This window comes from Streptomyces violascens (assembly GCF_014649955.1).
Lineage (GTDB): Bacteria > Actinomycetota > Actinomycetes > Streptomycetales > Streptomycetaceae > Streptomyces > Streptomyces violascens.
The window spans coordinates 571,307-589,501 of sequence record NZ_BMUA01000002.1 but is presented as its reverse complement, the minus strand read 5'-3'; the positions used below and the strand labels follow the sequence as shown (position 1 = coordinate 589,501).

The window sequence follows — 18,195 nt, the reverse complement described above, 5'->3', positions numbered from 1 at the left end:
CCGCTGCCCCTCCAACCTAATTGATCAGGCGGCACGGGCAGGAATCAGCGCGGCGACGGCCACCATGAACAAGCCGGACGCCAGCAGGGCCGGGGTGTTGAGGCCCCAGGACGCCGCCGCGGCACCACCCACGAGCGCGCCCAGCGGGGTGCCGGCCACGGCAAGGGTGCGGAACGCCGCGCTCACCCGTCCCAGCATCGCCTCCGGCGACCGCTCCTGCATCAGCGTCGTCAGGTTGACGTTCCACACCATGCCCATCACCCCGAACAGCGCCATGGCGGCGACCGTCACCCCGAGCGCGCGAACCGTGCCCATGGCCGCCAGACAGCCGGTCTGGACGACCCCGGCGACGAGCACGCTCCCCATCCGCCCGAGCCTTCGCGCGAGCCGCTGTGCGAGCAGCCCGCCGGCGACGCTCCCGGCCCCGTACGCCGTGATGGTCGCGGCATAGCCGCTCTGCCCGGCGCCCAGCCAGCCCGTGATGTGCAGGACCAGCGTGGCGATGAGTGCGCCCATGCCGATGTTGCACACGGTGGTGGCCGCGCACAGGCCGCGCAGCGCCCGGTCCGCCCGGAGCGTCCGCAGCCCTTCGGCTATCTCGCCCCGCAGCGTGGACCCCGCCTTCCTGGCCGCCCGCTGCGGGGCGCTGGGCCGCAGCGAGGCGACCAGGGCCGCGGCGAGTACATAGCTGGCGGCGTCCATCCCGTACGGCGCCGCGACCGAGACCGCGAGCAGCACCGGCACCAGCGGGGCCGCCAGGAAGCCGCCCGCTATCTGCTGCCCGGTCATCACCCGGGCGTTCGCACTGCCCAGCGCGCCGCTGGGCACGAGCGAGGGCAGCAGGGCGGTGGCCGCGTTGTCGAAGAGGGTCCCCAGGGTGGTGAGCGCGAAGGCGAGCGCCATCAGCAGGCCCATGGAGGCGTGGCCGGCGCCGACGGCCACGGCGAAGGCGGCGACCAGGGCGCCCCGGACCAGGTCGACGGCCCACATGGCGCGGCGCTGGTCCACCCGGTCGGCGATCGCACCGCCGAGCAGTCCGAAGAGCAGCCACGGCAGATAGCCGCAGGCCGAGACGAGCGCGATGAGGAACGGATCGGTGGTGAGGGTGGTGGCGAGCAGGGGCAGCGCGGCGGTGCGCAGCGAATCACCGAAACGGCTGACGACGGCCGCCGTCCACAGCTTGCCGAAGCCCCCGCGCCAGGCCGGTTTCGCCGGCGACGCGCCCTCCACGGGCTGCGCTGCTGCCACAACTCCCCCTCGTGATCGACTGCTTCACAAGGTAGAGGGCACCACTGACAATCGCCGCCGGCCTGCGCTGTCATCCGTCGGGGCGGGCGCGCACGGGCCCGGATACACCGAAGGGCCCTGCGGATGAACCGAGTTCACCCTGTGGGCCCTTCAACTGTCAGATCTCGCCCCGGAGCTTGGCGAGCGCCTCGGCGAGGATCGCCTCGCCGTCCGCGTCGCTGCGCCGTTCCCGTACGTACGCCAGGTGCGTCTTGTACGGCTCGGTGCGCGGCGGGTCCGGCGGGTTGTCCCGGTCCTGTCCTGCGGGGAATCCGCAGCGCGGGCAGTCCCACGTCTCCGGAACCTGTGCGTCACTGGCGAAGCTCGGCTGCGTCTCGTGCCCGTTCGAGCACCAGAAGGAGATGCGGAGGCGCGGCGCGGACTCGCCCCGCTCTGCCTCCCCCATCGGCCCCGCTCCGACCCGGCTTCCCCGGATCGCGTTGCCACTTGCCACGGTCGTAACTCCCTGCGTGATGGTGCTCGAAGATGCCCCAGTCTACGTAAGGCCCAACGCGCGTCCAGTGATTGGAGTTACACCCCACCCCCGAAACGCCGAACGACGACGGCTTACTTGAGCTTCATCAGCAGACCAAGTACGACAATGCACGCGAACCAGCACAGACCGACCACGATGGTGATGCGGTCGAGGTTGCGCTCGGCGACCGAGGAGCCGCCGACGGAGGACTGCATGCCACCGCCGAACATGTCGGAGAGGCCGCCACCCTTTCCCTTGTGCATCAGCACCAGCAGCATCAGCAGCAGGCTGAAGACGATCAGGGCAATCGAGAACCCGACAATCACGGCTGGACCAACTTCCTAGGACTGATATGGCGACGGGGGCCGGGGGGACACTTCACAATCCCTGTCCCGGCCCCCGCAAGGGTACGACGGATCCGCGCTACCGCATACTTACTGGTCGCGGAAGCGGACGATCTTGACGAACTCGTCGGCGTCCAGTGCGGCACCGCCGACCAGAGCGCCGTCCACGTCGGGCTGGGCCATGATCGCGGCGACGTTCCCGGACTTCACCGAGCCGCCGTACTGGATGCGCACCTTGTCGGCGAGCTCCTGCGAGTACAGCTCGGCCAGGCGCCCGCGGATCGCTCCGCACACCTCCTGGGCGTCCTCGGGGGTGGCGACCTCGCCGGTGCCGATCGCCCACACGGGCTCGTACGCGATCACGATGGACTCGGCCTGGTCGGCCGGGATGTCCTTGAGGCCGCCGTCGAGCTGGGCCAGCGTGTACTGGACCTGCTGGCCGGCCTTGCGGATGTCCAGGCCCTCGCCGATGCAGAGGATCGGGGTCAGGCCGTGCTTGTAGGCGGCCTTCACCTTGGCGTTGCAGATCTCGTCGGTCTCGGCGTGGTACTGACGGCGCTCGGAGTGGCCCACGGCGACGTAGGTGCACTTCAGCTTGGACAGCATCGGGCCCGAGATCTCGCCGGTGTAGGCACCGGAGTCGTGCGCCGAGATGTCCTGGGCGCCGTACTTGATCTTGAGCTTGTCGCCGTCGACGAGGGTCTGCACGGAGCGCAGGTCGACGAAGGGCGGCAGGACCGCGACCTCGACGGCCTCGTAGTCCTTGTCGGCGAGCGCGAAGGCGAGCTTCTGGACGTGCGCGATGGCCTCGAGGTGGTTGAGGTTCATCTTCCAGTTGCCCGCCATCAGCGGGGTACGGGTGCTCACGGGTGTTCAGTCCTCCAGTGCGGCGAGGCCGGGAAGCGTCTTGCCCTCGAGGTATTCGAGGCTCGCGCCGCCACCGGTCGAGATGTGACCGAACTTCGACTCGTCGAAGCCCAGGTTGCGGACGGCCGCGGCGGAGTCGCCGCCGCCGACCACGGTGAAGCCCTTGCTGTCGAGCAGGGCCTGCGCGATGGCGGTCGTGCCACCGGCGTAGTCGGGGTGCTCGGCGACGCCGACGGGGCCGTTCCAGAAGACGGTCTCGGCGTCGGTGATCTTCGAGGCGAACAGCTCACGGGACTTGGGGCCGATGTCCAGGCCCTCCTTGTCCGCGGGGATCCGGTCCGCGTCGACGGTCTCGAAGTCGGCCGGGGCCTTGGTCTTCAGGTCGGGGAAGTCCTTGGAGACCAGGATGTCGACGGGCAGCACGAGCTCGACGCCGTTCTTCTCGGCGCGCTCCATGTACTCCAGGACGACGGGGATCTGGTCCTCCTGAAGGAGGGAGATGCCGACCTCGTACCCCTTGGCCTTCAGGAAGGTGTACGCCATGCCGCCGCCGATGAGCAGGCGGTCGGCCTTGCCGAGCAGCTCGTCGATGACGGCGAGCTTGTCGGAGACCTTGGCGCCGCCGAGGACGACGGTGTAGGGGCGCTTCACGTCCTCGGTGAGCTTCTTGAGGACGTCGACCTCGGTGGCGATGAGGTAGCCGGCGTAGTGCGGCAGGCGCGCCGGGAGGTCGAAGACGGAGGCGTGCTTACGGTGCACGGCTCCGAAGCCGTCGCCGACGTACACGTCCGCCAGGGCCGCGAGCCGGTCGGCGAACTCGCCGCGCTCGGTGTCGTCCTTGGCCGTCTCACCGGCGTTGAAACGCAGGTTCTCGATGACCGCGACCTGGCCGGGCTCAAGGCCGTTCACCGCGTCGTGCGCGGCGGGGCCCACGGTGTCCTGGGCGAACGCGACCGGGGCGCCGAGCAGTTCGGCGAGCCGCTCGGCGGCGGGCAGCAGCGAGAACTGCGGGTCCGGGGCGCCCTTGGGGCGGCCCAGGTGCGAGGCCACGACGACCTTGGCGTCGGCGGCGACGAGCGCCTTGATGGTGGGCAGCACGGCACGGATGCGGCCGTCGTCGGTGATGAGGCCTTCTGCCAGCGGCACGTTGAGGTCGGCGCGGACGAATACCCGCTTGCCGGCGACCCCTTCGGCGAGAAGTTCGTCGATCGTCTTCATAGAGGGTGACTCCTTGGGAGGTACGTGACGGACGGTCTGGACAGGCGACAGGGCCCGTACAGCGCGTCATTACGCTGCCCGAGCCCTGTAGCTCACATCAGGTGCCTACCGGACCGAGGTCAGAGCTGGCCGCCGACGAAGACGGTCAGGTCGACGAGGCGGTTGGAGTAGCCCCACTCGTTGTCGTACCAGCCCAGGATCTTCACCGACTTGCCGTCCTGGACCATGGTCAGGGAGGAGTCGAAGGTGCAGGAAGCCGGGTCGCTCACGATGTCCGAGGACACGATCGGGTCCTCGGTGTAGAACAGGATGCCCTTGAGGTCGCCGTCGTCGGCGGCCTTCTTGAACGCGGCGTTGACCTCGTCCTTGGTGACCTCGCGCTGCAGCTCCACGACGAGGTCGGTGGCCGAACCGGTCGGGACCGGCACGCGCATCGCGATGCCGTCGAGCTTGCCCTTGAGCTGCGGCAGGACCAGAGCGGTGGCCTTGGCGGCACCGGTCGTGGTCGGGATGATGTTCTCGGCGGCGGCGCGGGCGCGGCGCAGGTCCGAGTGCGGGAAGTCCAGGATGCGCTGGTCATTGGTGTAGGCGTGGACCGTCGTCATCAGGCCCTTGACGATGCCGAAGTTCTCGTCGAGAACCTTGGCCATCGGCGCCACACAGTTGGTGGTGCAGGAGGCGTTGGAGATGACGTGGTGGTTCGCCGGCTCGTACTTGTCCTGGTTGACGCCCATCACGATGGTGATGTCCTCATCCTTGGCCGGAGCCGAGATGAGGACCTTCTTGGCGCCGCCCGCGATGTGCTTCTCGGCGTCGGCCTTCTTGGTGAAGATGCCGGTCGACTCGATGACGATGTCGACGCCCAGCTGACCCCAGGGGATGTCGGCCGGGTTGCGCTCGGAGAGAACCTTGATGGTGTGGCCGTCGACCGTGATGGTGTCGGCGGTGTGGGTGACCTCGGCCTTGAGACGACCCAGAATGGTGTCGTACTTCAGCAGGTGCGCAGTGGTCGCGGTGTCACCGAGGTCGTTGACAGCCACGATCTCGATGTCAGCACCCTGCTCAAGGAGCGCGCGGAAGTAGTTGCGCCCGATGCGGCCAAAGCCGTTGATGCCTACGCGGATCGTCACGAACCGATCTCCTCGTTAGGTACGCCGGGTTTCTCGACGCCGGCGAGTTGTATGGGATGTCCCCGACCGGTTACGACCCTACCTCCCCGGGGCGGCCCTGGTGACATCGAGCGCGCCCGGATGGTTCCGATATGCCGCCCGGGCGGGCCCGAGGCCCGTACCTACCTGCGGGTACGGACCTCAAGGGACCTTCGGCCCCACTACGCGGCGTCAGCGGTGCAGTGCGCTGAGCACCTTGCCCATGACCTGCTTGCGGTCGGCGGCCGCGGGCACGTTCTCCAGGCCGAAGCCGAGGAGGACGGTATTGCGGGTGGTGACGGCGGCCGAGGAGTGGAACAGCGCCTGGGAGCGGGCCCAGTCGCCGCTGTTTTCGGGGCTGCCGGCCGGCGGTCCCGGCACGCTCCAGGGACCGAGCGAGGTCTCGAAGCCCTCGGCCCCCTGCGCGGTGCCGCCGACGACGAGGCGGGTGTCGTCGACGAACGCGCCGAGGCCTCCGGTGCCCGGGTCGGAGACATAGGAGACGGCGACCTCGACCTGCTTGCCCGCATACGCGCTGAGGTCGACGGCGACCTGCTGCCAGCCGTTGGAGGAGCCGGTGAAACGATTCCAGGCGCCGCTGGTGCCGCTCGCCTTGCAGGCGGGCGAGCCCAGCGTGAGGTAGTGCGCGAGGAAGGGGTGCTCCTGGAGCAGGAAGCCCTGGTCGCACTGGCTGGGCACGCTGGTGGTGCTGCCCCCGTTGGCGTCCGGCAGGGTCGTCCAGTCGTCCTGGCCGACCGTGTGGGCCTCGACGATCACCTGGTCGTAGCCGGGCTCGGTGTCGTAGCTGAGCTGGAAGTCCAGGCTCGGCTTGGCGGCGGCAGCCGTGCCCGTCAGGTCGACCGTGCGGGCGAGCCGCATGTAGGCGTTGTCCCGGTGCTTGGCCGCGGCGAACCAGGAGCCCTCGGCGGGCTCGAACGGGCTGCGGATCCCGGGGTAGCCACCGGCGGCCTCGCTCGTGAACTGCGGGAACTGCTGCGGCCCCAGGGTGTCGGAGGTGACCGTGTACGAACCGGCCGCGGTCAGCGGGCTGCCGGGGGCGGCGGCCAGTGAGGCCTTGGCTCCGGCGAGCCGTCCGGTACCGGCGAAGGCGGGCGGGGACTTGAGACCGGCCTTGTTGTAGGCGCCGAGGTAGTACTGCGAGAAGTCGTCGGACAGGGCGCCGCCGCCCAAGTCGACGCTGCCGCCCGCTTGTTCACCCGCGTTGACCAGCTTGCCGCCCTCGTTGACGAAGTCGCGTACGGCGAACATCGTGGCGGCGGCCGGCCGGGCGGCGCCGGTGTACCAGACAACGTTCTTGAAGTGGCTGAGCACGCCGAGCGCGCTCGGGGTGCCCTGGGTGGCGACGTCCCAGACCGCGGCCTTCTTGCCGTTGTCGGCGAGCGCCTTGGTGTAGAGCGCGGCGTTCTTGGCCGGGGCGGTGCCGCCCTCGTCGGCGAGCACCAGGGTGTCCGCCTTGGGCCGGTCGGCCACGGTGTACGTGAAGGGCGTGCTGGCCGTCCGCCTGCCCGCGGCGGTCCGCCCGGTGAACCACACCTCGACCTTGTCCCCGGCGTCCGCGTCCTCGACCTTGGCGCGGTACTGGTCGAAGCGGAGGTTGTCGTGCCCGCCGTAGACCTGGCCGCCCTTCCAGGGCTCCAGATCCTCGGTCTGCGTACGGCCGCCGTTGATGCGGTAGTTGAGGGTCTTGTCGCGCACCGACTTGCGTACGGTGACGGCGACTTCCTGGTCGTCGTCACGGGTGTACGAGGTGGTGAAGGTGTCCGGCGTGAAGTCGGGGGCGTCGATGCCGACCGAGGAGGAGGGCTGGTCGGGGTGGGCGGAGGTCTCGGCGACCGAGAGCGCGAAGGGGATGTTCTTCTCGAACTCGCCCTGGATCAGCTTCTCGCTGTCGGGGAAGTTGAAGTCGGACGGGCAGTCGGCCGCGTTCCACTCGTCGCCCGGGTCGGCATTGGACGCGGTGGTGCACGTCGACATCTCGGGGGTGAACATCATCGTGCCGTTGACGTTCGCCGCGTGGCCGTCGGCCTCGCCGTTGGTGGTGTAGAGCGCGGAGGAGACCTCGGAGAGGTAGCCGGGGATGGCCGGCTTGTCGGGGGTGCCCGCGAGGGACTTGTAGATGACGTCGTCGGGGGTCGGCGTGGCGACCTGCCAGCCCACTCCGTAAAGCAGCAGTTCGGCCGCGGAGTGGTAGTTGATGGCGTAGTTGAAGTGGACCCGCTTCTCGAAGGAGTCGAGCGCCTTGGTCTCGGGCTCGCTGCCCGCACTCGGGCCGCGGTAGGTCTCGCTCGCCGGATCGGGGGACGAACCCTCGTTGTCGTAGCCCCACTTGTAGGCGAAGTTGCGGTTGGGGTCGACGCCGTCGCCGGCCGTGATCTTGCCGTCGCCGTTGTTGTCGCGGAGGTTCTTGCGCCACAGCCGGTTGCCGGGCGTGAACGTGAAGTCGTAGCCGTCCGGGTTGGCGGAGATCACGAACCACAGCTCGGTGGAGTCCACGATCTTGGTGATCCGCGGGTCCTTGCCGTAGTTGTCGAGGTAGTAGTGCATCAGCCGCCGGGTCATCTCGGGGGTGATCCACTCGCGGGCGTGCTGGTTGGACATGTACAGCGTGGCGGGCTTGGAGCCGTCCCTGGACTTGCCCGCGCCCTTGGTGAGCTTCACGGCGAGGATGTCCTGGCCGTTGACCGTCTTGCCGATCGACTCGACCTTGGTGAGGGACGGGTTGGCCTTGCCGGTGTCGAGGATCTCCTGCTTCAGCCCGTTCTTACCGCTGTACGGGCGGAAGACGCCGTCGCCCGCGGCCTTGAGGCGGCCCTGGGCCTGGGCGGACACCTTGTGCTCGGTGAGCTTCACGCCCTTGCCGCTCAGTGCCGCGGCCTGGGTCTTGGTGAGGTACAGCTCGACTCCGGCCGAGCCCTTGGCGGGCAGCTGGGCGCCCAGCTCCTGGGCGTCGGCACCGGCCTCCAGGAGCAGCGGCAGCTGTGCGCGGCTGACCTGGGCGTTCCAGACGACGATTCCCTCGCCGTCCGCTCCGCTCTGACGGGCCTGGGCGACGGGTACCGCCACCAGTCCGGCCGTCAGCAGTGATGCAGCGGCGAGGATCGCTCTCGCTCTGCGTCTCATGAGCCCCCCTTGCAGTTGTCTGCCACGAAAGTGGACAGACGCCAGGCTCATGACACTTCATGATCATGTCAATACCGCGAGCTTCGCGCCGGTACGAGCCGGAGACGGGCCCGGCGCCCACCAAGTGGGCGCCGGGTCAAGCGAGTTGAGGAGCGGGCGGGATCAGCCGACCAGGCCGTCCGCCATCTCCTCGCTCAGGTTGGACTCGGTGCCGGGGATCCCCAGGTCCTGGGCCCGCTTGTCGGCCATGGCGAGCAGGCGGCGGATCCGGCCCGCGACCGCGTCCTTGGTCAGCGGCGGGTCGGCGAGCGCGCCCAGCTCCTCCAGGGAGGCCTGCTTGTGCTCCATGCGCAGCCGGCCGGCCGCCGCGAGGTGCTCGGGGACCTCCTCGCCGAGGATCTCCAGGGCGCGCTGGACGCGGGCCCCGGCGGCGACGGCCGCACGGGCCGAGCGGCGCAGGTTGGCGTCGTCGAAGTTGGCCAGGCGGTTGGCGGTGGCGCGGACCTCGCGGCGCATCCGCCGCTCCTCCCAGGCCAGCACCGACTCGTGCGCGCCGAGCCGGGTGAGCAGGGCGCCGATGGCGTCGCCGTCGCGGACGACCACCCGGTCCACACCGCGCACCTCACGGGCCTTCGCCGCGATCTGGAGCCGCCGGGCGGCGCCGACCAGGGCGAGGGCCGCCTCCGGGCCCGGGCAGGTCACCTCCAGGGACGAGGAGCGGCCCGGCTCGGTCAGCGAACCGTGTGCCAGGAACGCGCCCCGCCAGGCGGCCTCGGCGTCACAGGTGGCCCCCGAGACCACCTGGGGCGGCAGGCCGCGGATGGGACGGCCGCGGCCGTCGACGAGCCCGGTCTGGCGGGCCAGCTGGTCGCCGCCCGCCACGACCCGTACGACGAAGCGCGAGCCTCTGCGCAGGCCGCCCGGAGCCATCACGATCAGCTCGGAGCTGTGCCCGAAGATCTCCAGAATGTCCCGCTTGAGCCGGCGTGCCGCCATCGCGGTGTCCAGCTCCGCCTCGATCACGATGCGGCCGCTCACCAGGTGCAGCCCGCCCGCGAACCGAAGAATCGCCGAGACCTCCGCCTTCCTGCAGCAGGTCCGGGTGACGGGCAGCCGGGAAATTTCGTCCTTCACCGCCGGCGTCATCGCCATGGGCCGATCCTTCCATGCATCCGGAAAATACGGTCGTACGCGGCGGCCAACAGCTCCGGATCGTGCTTCGGAGAACCATCGGGCCTGGCCACCGGCGCCAGCTCGACCTCGGCTCCGAGCCGTTTGGCGGCATCGGTCAGGCTCCCCCGGTCGGGCACGGCGGCCTCGTCGGCCAGCACCACGTCGAAGGCGAGTTTAGGGGCGTGTCGTCCCAAAACCTCCAAATGACGCTGCGGAGAGAAGCCATCGGTTTCACCCGGTTGTGGCGCGAGGTTCAGCGAGAGGACCTTGCGGGCCTTGGTCTCGGTGAGCGCGTCGAGCAGTTCGGGCACCATCAGATGCGGGATGACGGAGGAGAACCAGGAGCCCGGACCGAGCACCACCCAGTCCGCGTCGAGCACCGCGGCGACCGCCTCGGGGACGGCCGGCGGGTCGTGCGGGACGAGCTGCACGGAGAGCACCTCGCCGGGCGTGAGCGCCACCGTGGCCTGGCCGCGCACGGTGTCCACGTCGTCGGGACGCTCCGGATCGTGACCCCGTACGAGGGCTTCCAGCTCCAGCGGGACGGCCGACATCGGCAGGACCCGGCCCTGGGCGCCGAGCAGCTTGCCGACCAGGTCGAGCGCCTGCACATGGTCGCCGAGCTGCTCCCACAGGGCGACGATCAGGAGGTTGCCCACCGCGTGCTCGTGCAGGTCGCCCTTGGACTGGAAGCGGTGCTGGATGACGCGGGACCAGGTCTGGCCCCAGTCGTCGTCGCCGCACAGGGCCGCGAGGGCCTTGCGCAGGTCGCCCGGCGGGAGCACGCCCAGCTCGTCGCGGAGGCGGCCGCTGGAGCCGCCGTCGTCGGCCACGGTGACGACGGCCGTCAGGTCGCCGGTGATGCGGCGCAGCGCGGCGAGCGAGGCGGACAGGCCCATGCCGCCGCCGAGCGCGACGACCTTGGGCTGGGCGCCCCGCTTGCGGCCGGTGCGCAGCACCGGTCCGGCGGTGCGCCGGCGGTACACCTTCACTCGCGCCCCATGTCCCGGTGGACGACGACGGTCTCGATCCCCTCGGAGGCGAGGCGGGCGGCGAGCTTCTCGGACATGGCGACCGAGCGGTGCTTGCCTCCGGTGCAGCCCACCGCGATCGTCACGTACCGCTTGCCCTCGCGGCGGTAGCCCGTCGCGATCAGCTGGAGCAGCTCGCTGTACTGGTCGAGGAACTCCTTGGCGCCGGGCTGGTTGAAGACGTAGCCCGACACCTCCTCGTTCAGACCGGTGAACGGACGCAGCTCGGGCACCCAGTGCGGGTTGGGCAGGAAGCGGCAGTCGACCACCAGGTCGGCGTCGACCGGCAGGCCGTACTTGTAGCCGAACGACATGACCGTGGCGCGCAGCTCCGGCTCCTCGTCGCCGGCGAACTGGGCGTCCATCTTGGCGCGCAGCTCGTGGACGTTGAGGCTGGAGGTGTCGATCACCAGGTCGGCGTCGCCGCGCAGCTCGCGCAGCAGGTCGCGCTCGGCGGCGATGCCGTCGACGATCCGGCCGTCGCCCTGCAGCGGGTGCGGGCGGCGCACCGACTCGAAGCGGCGCACCAGGGCGTCGTCGGAGGACTCCAGGAAAACGATCCGCCGGGTGACCTCCTTGGCGTCGAGGTCGGCCAGCGACTCGCGGAGGTTGTCGAAGAACCGCCGGCCGCGCACGTCGACGACGACCGCGATGCGCGCCACATTGCCCTGGGAGCGGGCGCCGAGCTCCACCATGGTGGGGATCAGCGCGGGCGGCAGGTTGTCGACGACGAACCAGCCGAGGTCCTCCAGGCACTTGGCGGCGGTGCTGCGCCCGGCGCCGGACATACCGGAGATGATCACCAGCTCGGGGATGGGCGCATCGGCCCCGCCGGCCTCGATCGTCGTGCCCGTACTCACGTGTACTCCCGCTTCTCGGTCTTCTTCGTGCTGCTCAGTCATGGCGTGCTGCCCCCGTCGTCCTCTTCAATGATCTCTCCTGTCGCCGTGTTCACGGCGGGCGCGGCCGGGGCCGCTTCGGCGAGGGCCGCGGCCAGGGTCTCGGCCGTCTTGCGGCCTATGCCGGGGACCTCGCAGATCTCGTCGATTGTCGCCGACCGGAGCTTCTTCACCGAGCCGAAATGCTTGATCAGAGCCTGCTTGCGGGTGTCGCCGAGGCCGGGCACGGCATCCAGCGGGCCCGCCTTGAAGCGCTTCGTCCGTTTGGCCCTCTGATAGGTGATGGCGAACCGGTGAGCCTCGTCACGCACCCGCTGGAGGAGGTAGAGCCCCTCACTGGAACGCGGCAGCACCACCGGATCGTCGTCCTCGGGCACCCAGACCTCTTCGAGCCGCTTGGCGAGCCCGCACACCGCGATGTCGTCGATGCCCAGCTCGTCCAGCGCCCGCTTGGCGGCGGCGACCTGCGGCTGCCCTCCGTCGACGACGAGCAGCTGCGGCGGGTAGGCGAACCGCTTGGGCCGGCCGTCCTCCTCCTGGAGCGCGGACACCTCGCCGGACACCGCGGCCGACAGCCCGCCGGGCTCCGTGCCGACCATCTCGGCGCCCTCCTGGCTCTCCTCCTCGACCCACTCGCCCGTGCGCACCTTCTCGGCCAGATAGCGGCGGAAGCGGCGGCTGATCACCTCGTGCATGGACCGGACGTCGTCCTGGCCCTCGAAGCTCTTGATCTGGAAGCGCCGGTACTCGCTCTTGCGGGCCAGACCGTCCTCGAAGACCACCATGGACGCCACGACGTCGTCGCCCTGCAGGTGCGAGATGTCGAAGCACTCGATGCGCAGCGGCGCGCTGTCCAGGTCCAGGGCCGCGGCGATCTCCTCCAGGGCCCGCGAGCGGGTCGTCAGGTCGGAGGCGCGCTTGGTCTTGTGCAGCGCGAGGGCCTGCTGGGCGTTGCGCGCGACCGTCACCATCAGGGCCTTCTTGTCGCCGCGCTGAGGAATCCGCAGCGAGACGTTCGATCCGCGACGGCTCGCGAGCCAGCCGCTCACCGCCTCCACGTCCTCGGGGAGCGCCGGGACCAGGACCTCCTTCGGTACGGAGTCGCCGGTCTCCTCGCCGTACAGCTGCTGGAGCGCGTGCTCGACCAGGCCCGCGGTGTCGACGGCCTCCACTTTGTCGGTGACCCAGCCGCGCTGGCCGCGGACCCGGCCGCCACGCACGTGGAAGATCTGGACGGCCGCTTCCAGCTCGTCCTCGGCGACCGCGATGAGGTCGGCGTCGGTGGCGTCGTTGAAGACGATCGCGTTCTTCTCCAGGGCCTTCCTGAGCGCCTCTATGTCGTCGCGCAGGCGGGCCGCCCGCTCGTACTCCATGTCCTCGGCCGCGGCCATCATCTGCTGCTCGATGCGGCGCAGGTACGCCCCCGTGCGGCCGGCCATGAAGTCGCAGAAGTCCTCGGCCAGTTCGCGGTGTTCCTCGGGGGTGACGCGGCCGACGCAGGGGGCCGCGCACTTGCCGATGTAGCCGAGCAGACAGGGCCGGCCGATCTGGGCCGAGCGCTTGAACACGCCCGCCGAGCAGGTGCGTACGGGGAAGACGCGGAGCATCAGGTCGACGGTCTCGCGGATCGCCCACGCGTGCCCGTACGGACCGAAGTAGCGCACGCCCTTCTTCTTGGCGCCGCGCATGACCTGGACGCGCGGGAACTCCTCGTTCATCGTCACCGCGAGGTACGGATAGCTCTTGTCGTCCCGGTACTTGACGTTGAAGCGGGGGTCGAACTCCTTGATCCAGGAGTATTCGAGCTGCAGCGCCTCCACTTCGGTGGCGACGACCGTCCACTCCACGGAGGCGGCCGTGGTGACCATCGTGGCCGTGCGCGGGTGCAGACTCGTCAACGGCTGGAAGTAGTTGGCGAGGCGCTGGCGCAGGGACTTCGCCTTCCCGACGTAGATCACCCGGCGGTGTTCGTCGCGGAATTTGTAGACCCCCGGCGAGTCGGGGATCTGTCCCGGCTTGGGGCGGTAGCTGGAGGGGTCTGCCATGCCCACCACCCTACTGGCGGGGGCTGACAACGCGGCGCCCCCGCCCGACGTCCCGGGACTCCGCCCCGGGCCCCGGCGAGCCGGCCGCCCACCCGCCCGTGCAGCGGGTTGAACCGGCTGAACCCTGGGGCTGAACCCCACACCCCGCGGGGGCTCAGCCCCCTGCACCCCGCATCACGCCAGAGCGGCGCGCGTCCTCACACGCCGGACAGGCCGAAGACGCCGGTGTTGGCAGGCACCAGTCCTGCCAGGGGCGCGGGGAAGTGCGCGAGAAACGATCACGGTCCGCAGGCGACCGGTGCGGGGGCGCGCCGTTGGGCCCCCGCACCGGCCTCAGGGGTGCTAGGCCTGCCCGCCCGGGCGGCGGCGCCGGCGCAGCGCCGCCGTGCCGAGCAGCCCGAGCGCGAGCACCGCGCCCGCCCCGGCCACGGCGGACACCGCGGTCAAGGGGGTGGTGTCGCCCCCGGCGGCGGCCGCGGCCTGGGCGGCCTGGGCTCTGGTCTCCTCGGCCGTCTCCGCATAGCCGCCCGCCTTGCCCGACCTGTCGTAGGCCGAGCCCGGCAGCTTGTCGCCGTATGCCTTGGAGACGCGCTTCTGGTAAGCGGCGAGCGTGGTGCCGTTCGCGCCGATCGCCTTGACGGCGTCCTCGTCGAGCGGCAGCACCTTGTCGCCCTTCTCGACGTACCAGGCGTTGATCTGCGGCTCCTGGAACACGGTGCCGCCGGGGAGTTTCGCGGCCCCGGCCGCGGCGTAACGGGACTCGTCGTCGCCGGTGGCTATGTTGACCACCGTCCAGGCGGAGCCCTGCTGAACCGTCCACAGCGATGCCTTCTGGCCGTCCGAGGAGACGGCCGTGGAGGCCAGGTATTCCAGCTGTGCGACGGGTGCGCCCGCCTTCCCCGCCACGAACTGCGGGGAGAGCGCGTAGACGGGCACGGCGTCGCCCTCGATGTGCGGGGCGGCGGCCTTCAGCGCCACCTTGCCGTCCCGAGCGAAGAAGCGGGAGAGCGTGTCGAGGGTGGCGGGGGCGGACGCGGCCCGGTGGGCCGCGGCCTTCGACTCGGCGGAGGCGAGCGGTGCCTGGTCGGCGAAGGCGTGCGGGGCCGCGAGAGGGATGAGCGCCGCGGCCAGTGCGGCGGGTGCGAGGCGGGTCAACTTCATCGTCGTCACGCCCCGATCCGGTACAGCGAGTGGGTCCAGGAGAAGGAGTTGTTGTTGACGTACCAGGCGTGCGAGGCCCAGTTGTAGCGGGTGCTGGAGGGCCAGGGATCGCCCCAGTACACCCAGCTGCTGGAGTCGTCGTAGCCGTACAGGACGTGCATGTGACCGCCGCCGCCGGACCACTGGATGCGGGTCTCGATCGGGCGGTTGTTGTTGATCTCGGTCTGTACGGTCGAGTAGCGCAGCCAACCGCTCACGTACGAGCCCGAGTTGATGCCCGCCCAGTCCAGGGCGTTCTGCACATTGCCCAGGTCGGCCTGCCAGTTGGGGCAGTCGTAGCCCTGCGCCCGGCCGAAGGCCGCGTTGCAGAACTGGTTCTGGGTGTAGTTGCGGCCGAACCAGGTGGCGATGGTGTTGCCGCTGCCGGCCCAGCACCAGTTGTTCTTCTGCTGGGACTGCATCGTGATGTTGAGCTTCTTGGAGCTCGCCGCGGCGGCTGCGGCGGGCACCGGCTTGTCGTTGTGCGGGGCGGCGGTGGCCGTTGCCGTGGGGGCGGCAAACAGGGCCGCCACCACGAGGGTGAGGGCGGACAGCCGTCTCTTCTTGCTGCGCATCGCGTTCCTCCCATGGCGGGGTGGGGGGTTGGGGATGGTGGAGGACCGCGTCCGGACGCTTGTGGTTGAGCATCGGACGTTGTCGAGAACAGGTCAACGCGCTTCAATGCGGGGTGGGACGCGGGTGTGAACGAAGTGGCCGGAGTGTGAACAACTCCCCTGCCGCCACCAGGTTTTCCCCGACCTGAGGCCGCCTCGCGCCCATCCCCCACCGTGAACGTTCACTGAGGAGTCCCCCATGCTCCACACCGAGGCCGATCTGGCGCAGGTGCTGCACACCGGCCCGTTCCACCTGGCACTGCGCGCCGCCCTGTCCGTCCGGGGCCTGCCGCTCCAGCGGGTCCAGCACCATCTCGCCGGGCGCGGCATCAAGGTCGGCGTGACCAGCCTGAGTTACTGGCAGCAGGGGGCGCGCCGGCCGCAGCGGCCCGAGTCGCTGCGCGCCGTGCGCGGCCTGGAAGAGGTGCTCGGCCTGCCTGCCAACTCCCTGCTGCGCCTCCTCGACGACACCTCGGCGGCCGACGTCGAGCGGCCCGCCGGGCGCTCCTACCGCTCGCTCGTCGAGGCGTCGGGGGTGGTGGAGCAGCTCATCGGCGAGCTGGAGTCCCCGGTGGACGGCGGCCTGCACACCGTCGGCCACCACGAGCGGATCCGCATCGGCGCCGACCGGGAACTGCGCGGCCGCGACTCGCAGCACGTCGTACGGGCCCACCGCGACGGCATCGACCGCTATCTGGCCATCCACCGCGGGGACGACGGCTGCGATCCGGCCCGGGTCGAGGTGCGCGCGGGCGAGAACTGCCGAACCGGCCGCGTCCGCTGGGACGCCGCCAGCGGGGTCCTGGTCGCCGAGCTGCTCTTCGACACCCGGCTGCGGGCCGGCGAGACGTATCTGTTCGGATACGGCTTCGAGGACGGTACGGGCGGTCCGAGCCGGGAGTACGTGCGCGGCTTCGCCTTCGCGGGGGGCCAGTACGTCCTTCAGGTGCGGTTCGACGAGCGGGCCCTGCCGGCCCGCTGCCGCCGCTTCGCCCAGACCTCCACGGGCGCCACCCGCTCCGGCCGCAGCGACCTCACCCTCAGCGGGCGGCACCGCTCGGTGCACCTGGTGGAGCAGGGCGTGCGGCCGGGGATCCTGGGGATCGACTGGGACTGGGAGTGAGCTCTTGGGAGGCCGGGCCGGGGGTCAGGCGTCGGGGCCGGCCACCAGCTGGCCGTCCTTGAGCTTCACCGGCACCTTGGGCAGCGGCACGGTGGCCGGGCCCTGGACCGGCTTGCCGGTCATCACGTTGAAGCGGCTGCCGTGGCAGGGACAGTTCGCGTGGCCGTCCTCGATCTTCTCCAGGAGGCAGCCGGCGTGCGTGCACTGGGCGCTGAACGCCTGGTACTCGCCCTTCGCCGGGCAGGACACCATGACCCGCTGCTCGCGGTAGAGCTTGGCGCCGCCGACCGGGACCGCGTCGGGCGAGCCGAGCGGCTCGGGCGCGGTCGGGGTCGGCGTCTCGGCGTGGCCGAGCTTGGAGTCGGTGGAGCAGGCGGCCACGCCGACCCCCGCGGCCCCGGCGAGGGCAGCGCCTTTCAGCACGGTGCGACGGGCGGCGGGCTGGCCGGTCATGGGTACTCCACTGAATCACTGGTCTCGGTCGGTCGCCTGCGCGGCCGACGCGGTCGTCGCGCGCAACCGACCCGGGTTGCGTATCGACGATACCGGCGCAGATCGCCCGCCCTTCGCCGGGGCTGCCGGAGCGGCAGTGGGATGGGTTACGTTCTGGGCCGTGATCGTCGTCGCCGGAGAGTCCCTCATCGACCTGGTGCCGCGGCACCCCGAGGATCCGCTGGGGCCGCTGGCTCCCCGGCCCGGTGGCGGCCCGTACAACACCGCGGTCGCCCTGGGCCGGCTCGGCGCGGGGGCCGCCTTCTGCTCCCGGGTGTCCACGGACGGCTTCGGCGAGGCCCTGCTGGGCGGGCTGCACTCGGCCGGGGTGGACACGTCCCTGGTGCAGCGCGGCCCGGAGCCGACGACGCTGGCGGTGGCGAGCGTCGCCCCGGACGGCTCCGCGCGCTACAGCTTCTACGCGGACGGCACCGCGGACCGCCTCTTCGAGCTCCCTCCGCAACTCCCGTCCCCGGTAAGCGCGTTGGCCCTGGGCACATGCTCCCTGGTACTCGAACCGGGCGCGACGGCGTACGAGGCGCTGCTCCGCCGGGAGTCGGCCAGAGGCATCCTCACCCTCCTCGACCCGAACATCCGCCCGGGCCTGATCCCGGACCCGGACGCCTACCGAACCCACTTCAGAAGCTGGCTTCCGTACGTGTCCCTCCTGAAACTCTCGGAGGAGGACGCGGAGTGGCTGGGCGGCGAGGTGGAGGAATGGCTGGCAGCGGGCCCGGAGGCGGTGGTGGTGACACGGGGCGCGGCGGGCCTGACGGCATACACGGCGAAGGGAGCCGAGCACGCGGTCCCCGCCGAGCGGGTGAGGGTGGCAGACACGATCGGCGCAGGCGACACGGTGAACGCCGCGCTACTGCACCGCCTCCCGGACCGGAACGCCCTGGTCTCGGCGAACTGGCCGGAGGTACTGCGCTACGCGGCAAGGGCAGCGGCGCTGACCTGCGAGAGAGAGGGAGCGCAGCCACCTACGGCGGAGGAGGTGGGGAGGGTCTGAGGGGGCGGGCCCGGGGGTGCGGGGACAGAGTCCCGCCAGAGCCGCAGGGGCGGGACCCGGCCAGAGCCCGAGGGCGGAGCCCCAGGACACGCATCCTCCCCGCCCCTTCCCCGCCCCCGGAGGCCA

Annotated in this window: 16 protein-coding genes; 2 read left to right on the top strand and 14 right to left on the bottom strand. The window is 70.8% G+C overall.

Annotated features, from left to right (window positions below; all coding sequences use genetic code 11):
* Positions 1-24 precede the first annotated feature (24 nt).
* The 13 genes from IE206_RS07745 to IE206_RS07685 form a co-directional block, all read right to left on the bottom strand.
* A complete protein-coding gene (locus IE206_RS07745) occupies positions 25-1,248 on the bottom strand; it encodes an MFS transporter (RefSeq protein WP_189961252.1) in 1,224 nt (407 codons plus the stop codon).
* 157 nt (positions 1,249-1,405) lie between these two features.
* Positions 1,406-1,741, bottom strand: a complete 336-nt coding sequence (locus IE206_RS07740) for an RNA polymerase-binding protein RbpA (protein ID WP_003976875.1) — start codon at positions 1,739-1,741, stop codon at positions 1,406-1,408.
* 113 nt (positions 1,742-1,854) lie between these two features.
* Positions 1,855-2,088 carry a preprotein translocase subunit SecG gene (secG, locus tag IE206_RS07735; protein ID WP_189961251.1) on the bottom strand — a complete coding sequence of 78 codons (234 nt, stop codon included), beginning with the start codon at positions 2,086-2,088 and terminating at the stop codon, positions 1,855-1,857.
* A gap of 108 nt (positions 2,089-2,196) precedes the next feature.
* A complete protein-coding gene (gene tpiA / locus IE206_RS07730; protein WP_189961250.1) occupies positions 2,197-2,973 on the bottom strand; it encodes a triose-phosphate isomerase in 777 nt (258 codons plus the stop codon).
* Between the two features lie 6 nt (positions 2,974-2,979).
* Complete coding sequence (locus IE206_RS07725; RefSeq protein WP_189961249.1) at positions 2,980-4,191, bottom strand: phosphoglycerate kinase; 1,212 nt, start codon at positions 4,189-4,191, stop codon at positions 2,980-2,982.
* Positions 4,192-4,310: 119 nt separating this feature from the next.
* A complete protein-coding gene (gene gap, locus IE206_RS07720) occupies positions 4,311-5,321 on the bottom strand; it encodes a type I glyceraldehyde-3-phosphate dehydrogenase (RefSeq protein WP_189961248.1) in 1,011 nt (336 codons plus the stop codon).
* Between the two features lie 210 nt (positions 5,322-5,531).
* A complete protein-coding gene (locus IE206_RS07715) occupies positions 5,532-8,480 on the bottom strand; it encodes a M14 family metallopeptidase (protein WP_189961247.1) in 2,949 nt (982 codons plus the stop codon).
* A 162-nt stretch (positions 8,481-8,642) separates the two neighbouring features.
* Positions 8,643-9,632 carry a DNA-binding protein WhiA gene (gene whiA, locus IE206_RS07710; protein ID WP_053729332.1) on the bottom strand — a complete coding sequence of 330 codons (990 nt, stop codon included), beginning with the start codon at positions 9,630-9,632 and terminating at the stop codon, positions 8,643-8,645.
* A complete protein-coding gene (locus IE206_RS07705; protein ID WP_053729331.1) occupies positions 9,623-10,645 on the bottom strand; it encodes a gluconeogenesis factor YvcK family protein in 1,023 nt (340 codons plus the stop codon). The genes whiA and IE206_RS07705 overlap by 10 nt, the downstream gene beginning before the upstream one ends.
* Positions 10,642-11,586: an RNase adapter RapZ gene (gene rapZ, locus IE206_RS07700; RefSeq protein WP_053729330.1), complete on the bottom strand. Its 945-nt coding sequence runs from the start codon at positions 11,584-11,586 to the stop codon at positions 10,642-10,644. Before rapZ ends, IE206_RS07705 begins: the two co-directional genes overlap by 4 nt.
* Entirely contained in the window at positions 11,583-13,628 is a 2,046-nt protein-coding gene (gene uvrC, locus IE206_RS07695) for an excinuclease ABC subunit UvrC (RefSeq protein WP_189961246.1), read from the bottom strand. The genes rapZ and uvrC overlap by 4 nt, the downstream gene beginning before the upstream one ends.
* A gap of 342 nt (positions 13,629-13,970) precedes the next feature.
* Positions 13,971-14,789 carry a hypothetical protein gene (locus IE206_RS07690; RefSeq protein WP_189961422.1) on the bottom strand — a complete coding sequence of 273 codons (819 nt, stop codon included), beginning with the start codon at positions 14,787-14,789 and terminating at the stop codon, positions 13,971-13,973.
* A gap of 5 nt (positions 14,790-14,794) precedes the next feature.
* Positions 14,795-15,403, bottom strand: coding sequence for a papain-like cysteine protease family protein (locus tag IE206_RS07685; protein WP_189961245.1), 609 nt, complete (start codon positions 15,401-15,403; stop codon positions 14,795-14,797).
* Between the two features lie 238 nt (positions 15,404-15,641).
* Between IE206_RS07685 and IE206_RS07680 the strand changes: the two genes are divergently transcribed.
* On the top strand, positions 15,642-16,565 hold the full coding sequence (locus IE206_RS07680) for a hypothetical protein (RefSeq protein ID WP_189961244.1): 924 nt from the start codon (positions 15,642-15,644) through the stop codon (positions 16,563-16,565).
* A 24-nt stretch (positions 16,566-16,589) separates the two neighbouring features.
* Here IE206_RS07680 and IE206_RS07675 read toward each other — a convergent pair whose 3' ends face one another.
* Entirely contained in the window at positions 16,590-17,018 is a 429-nt protein-coding gene (locus tag IE206_RS07675) for a Rieske (2Fe-2S) protein (protein ID WP_189961243.1), read from the bottom strand.
* A gap of 160 nt (positions 17,019-17,178) precedes the next feature.
* Between IE206_RS07675 and IE206_RS07670 the strand changes: the two genes are divergently transcribed.
* Complete coding sequence (locus IE206_RS07670; RefSeq protein ID WP_189961242.1) at positions 17,179-18,069, top strand: carbohydrate kinase family protein; 891 nt, start codon at positions 17,179-17,181, stop codon at positions 18,067-18,069.
* Positions 18,070-18,195: the final 126 nt, after the last annotated feature.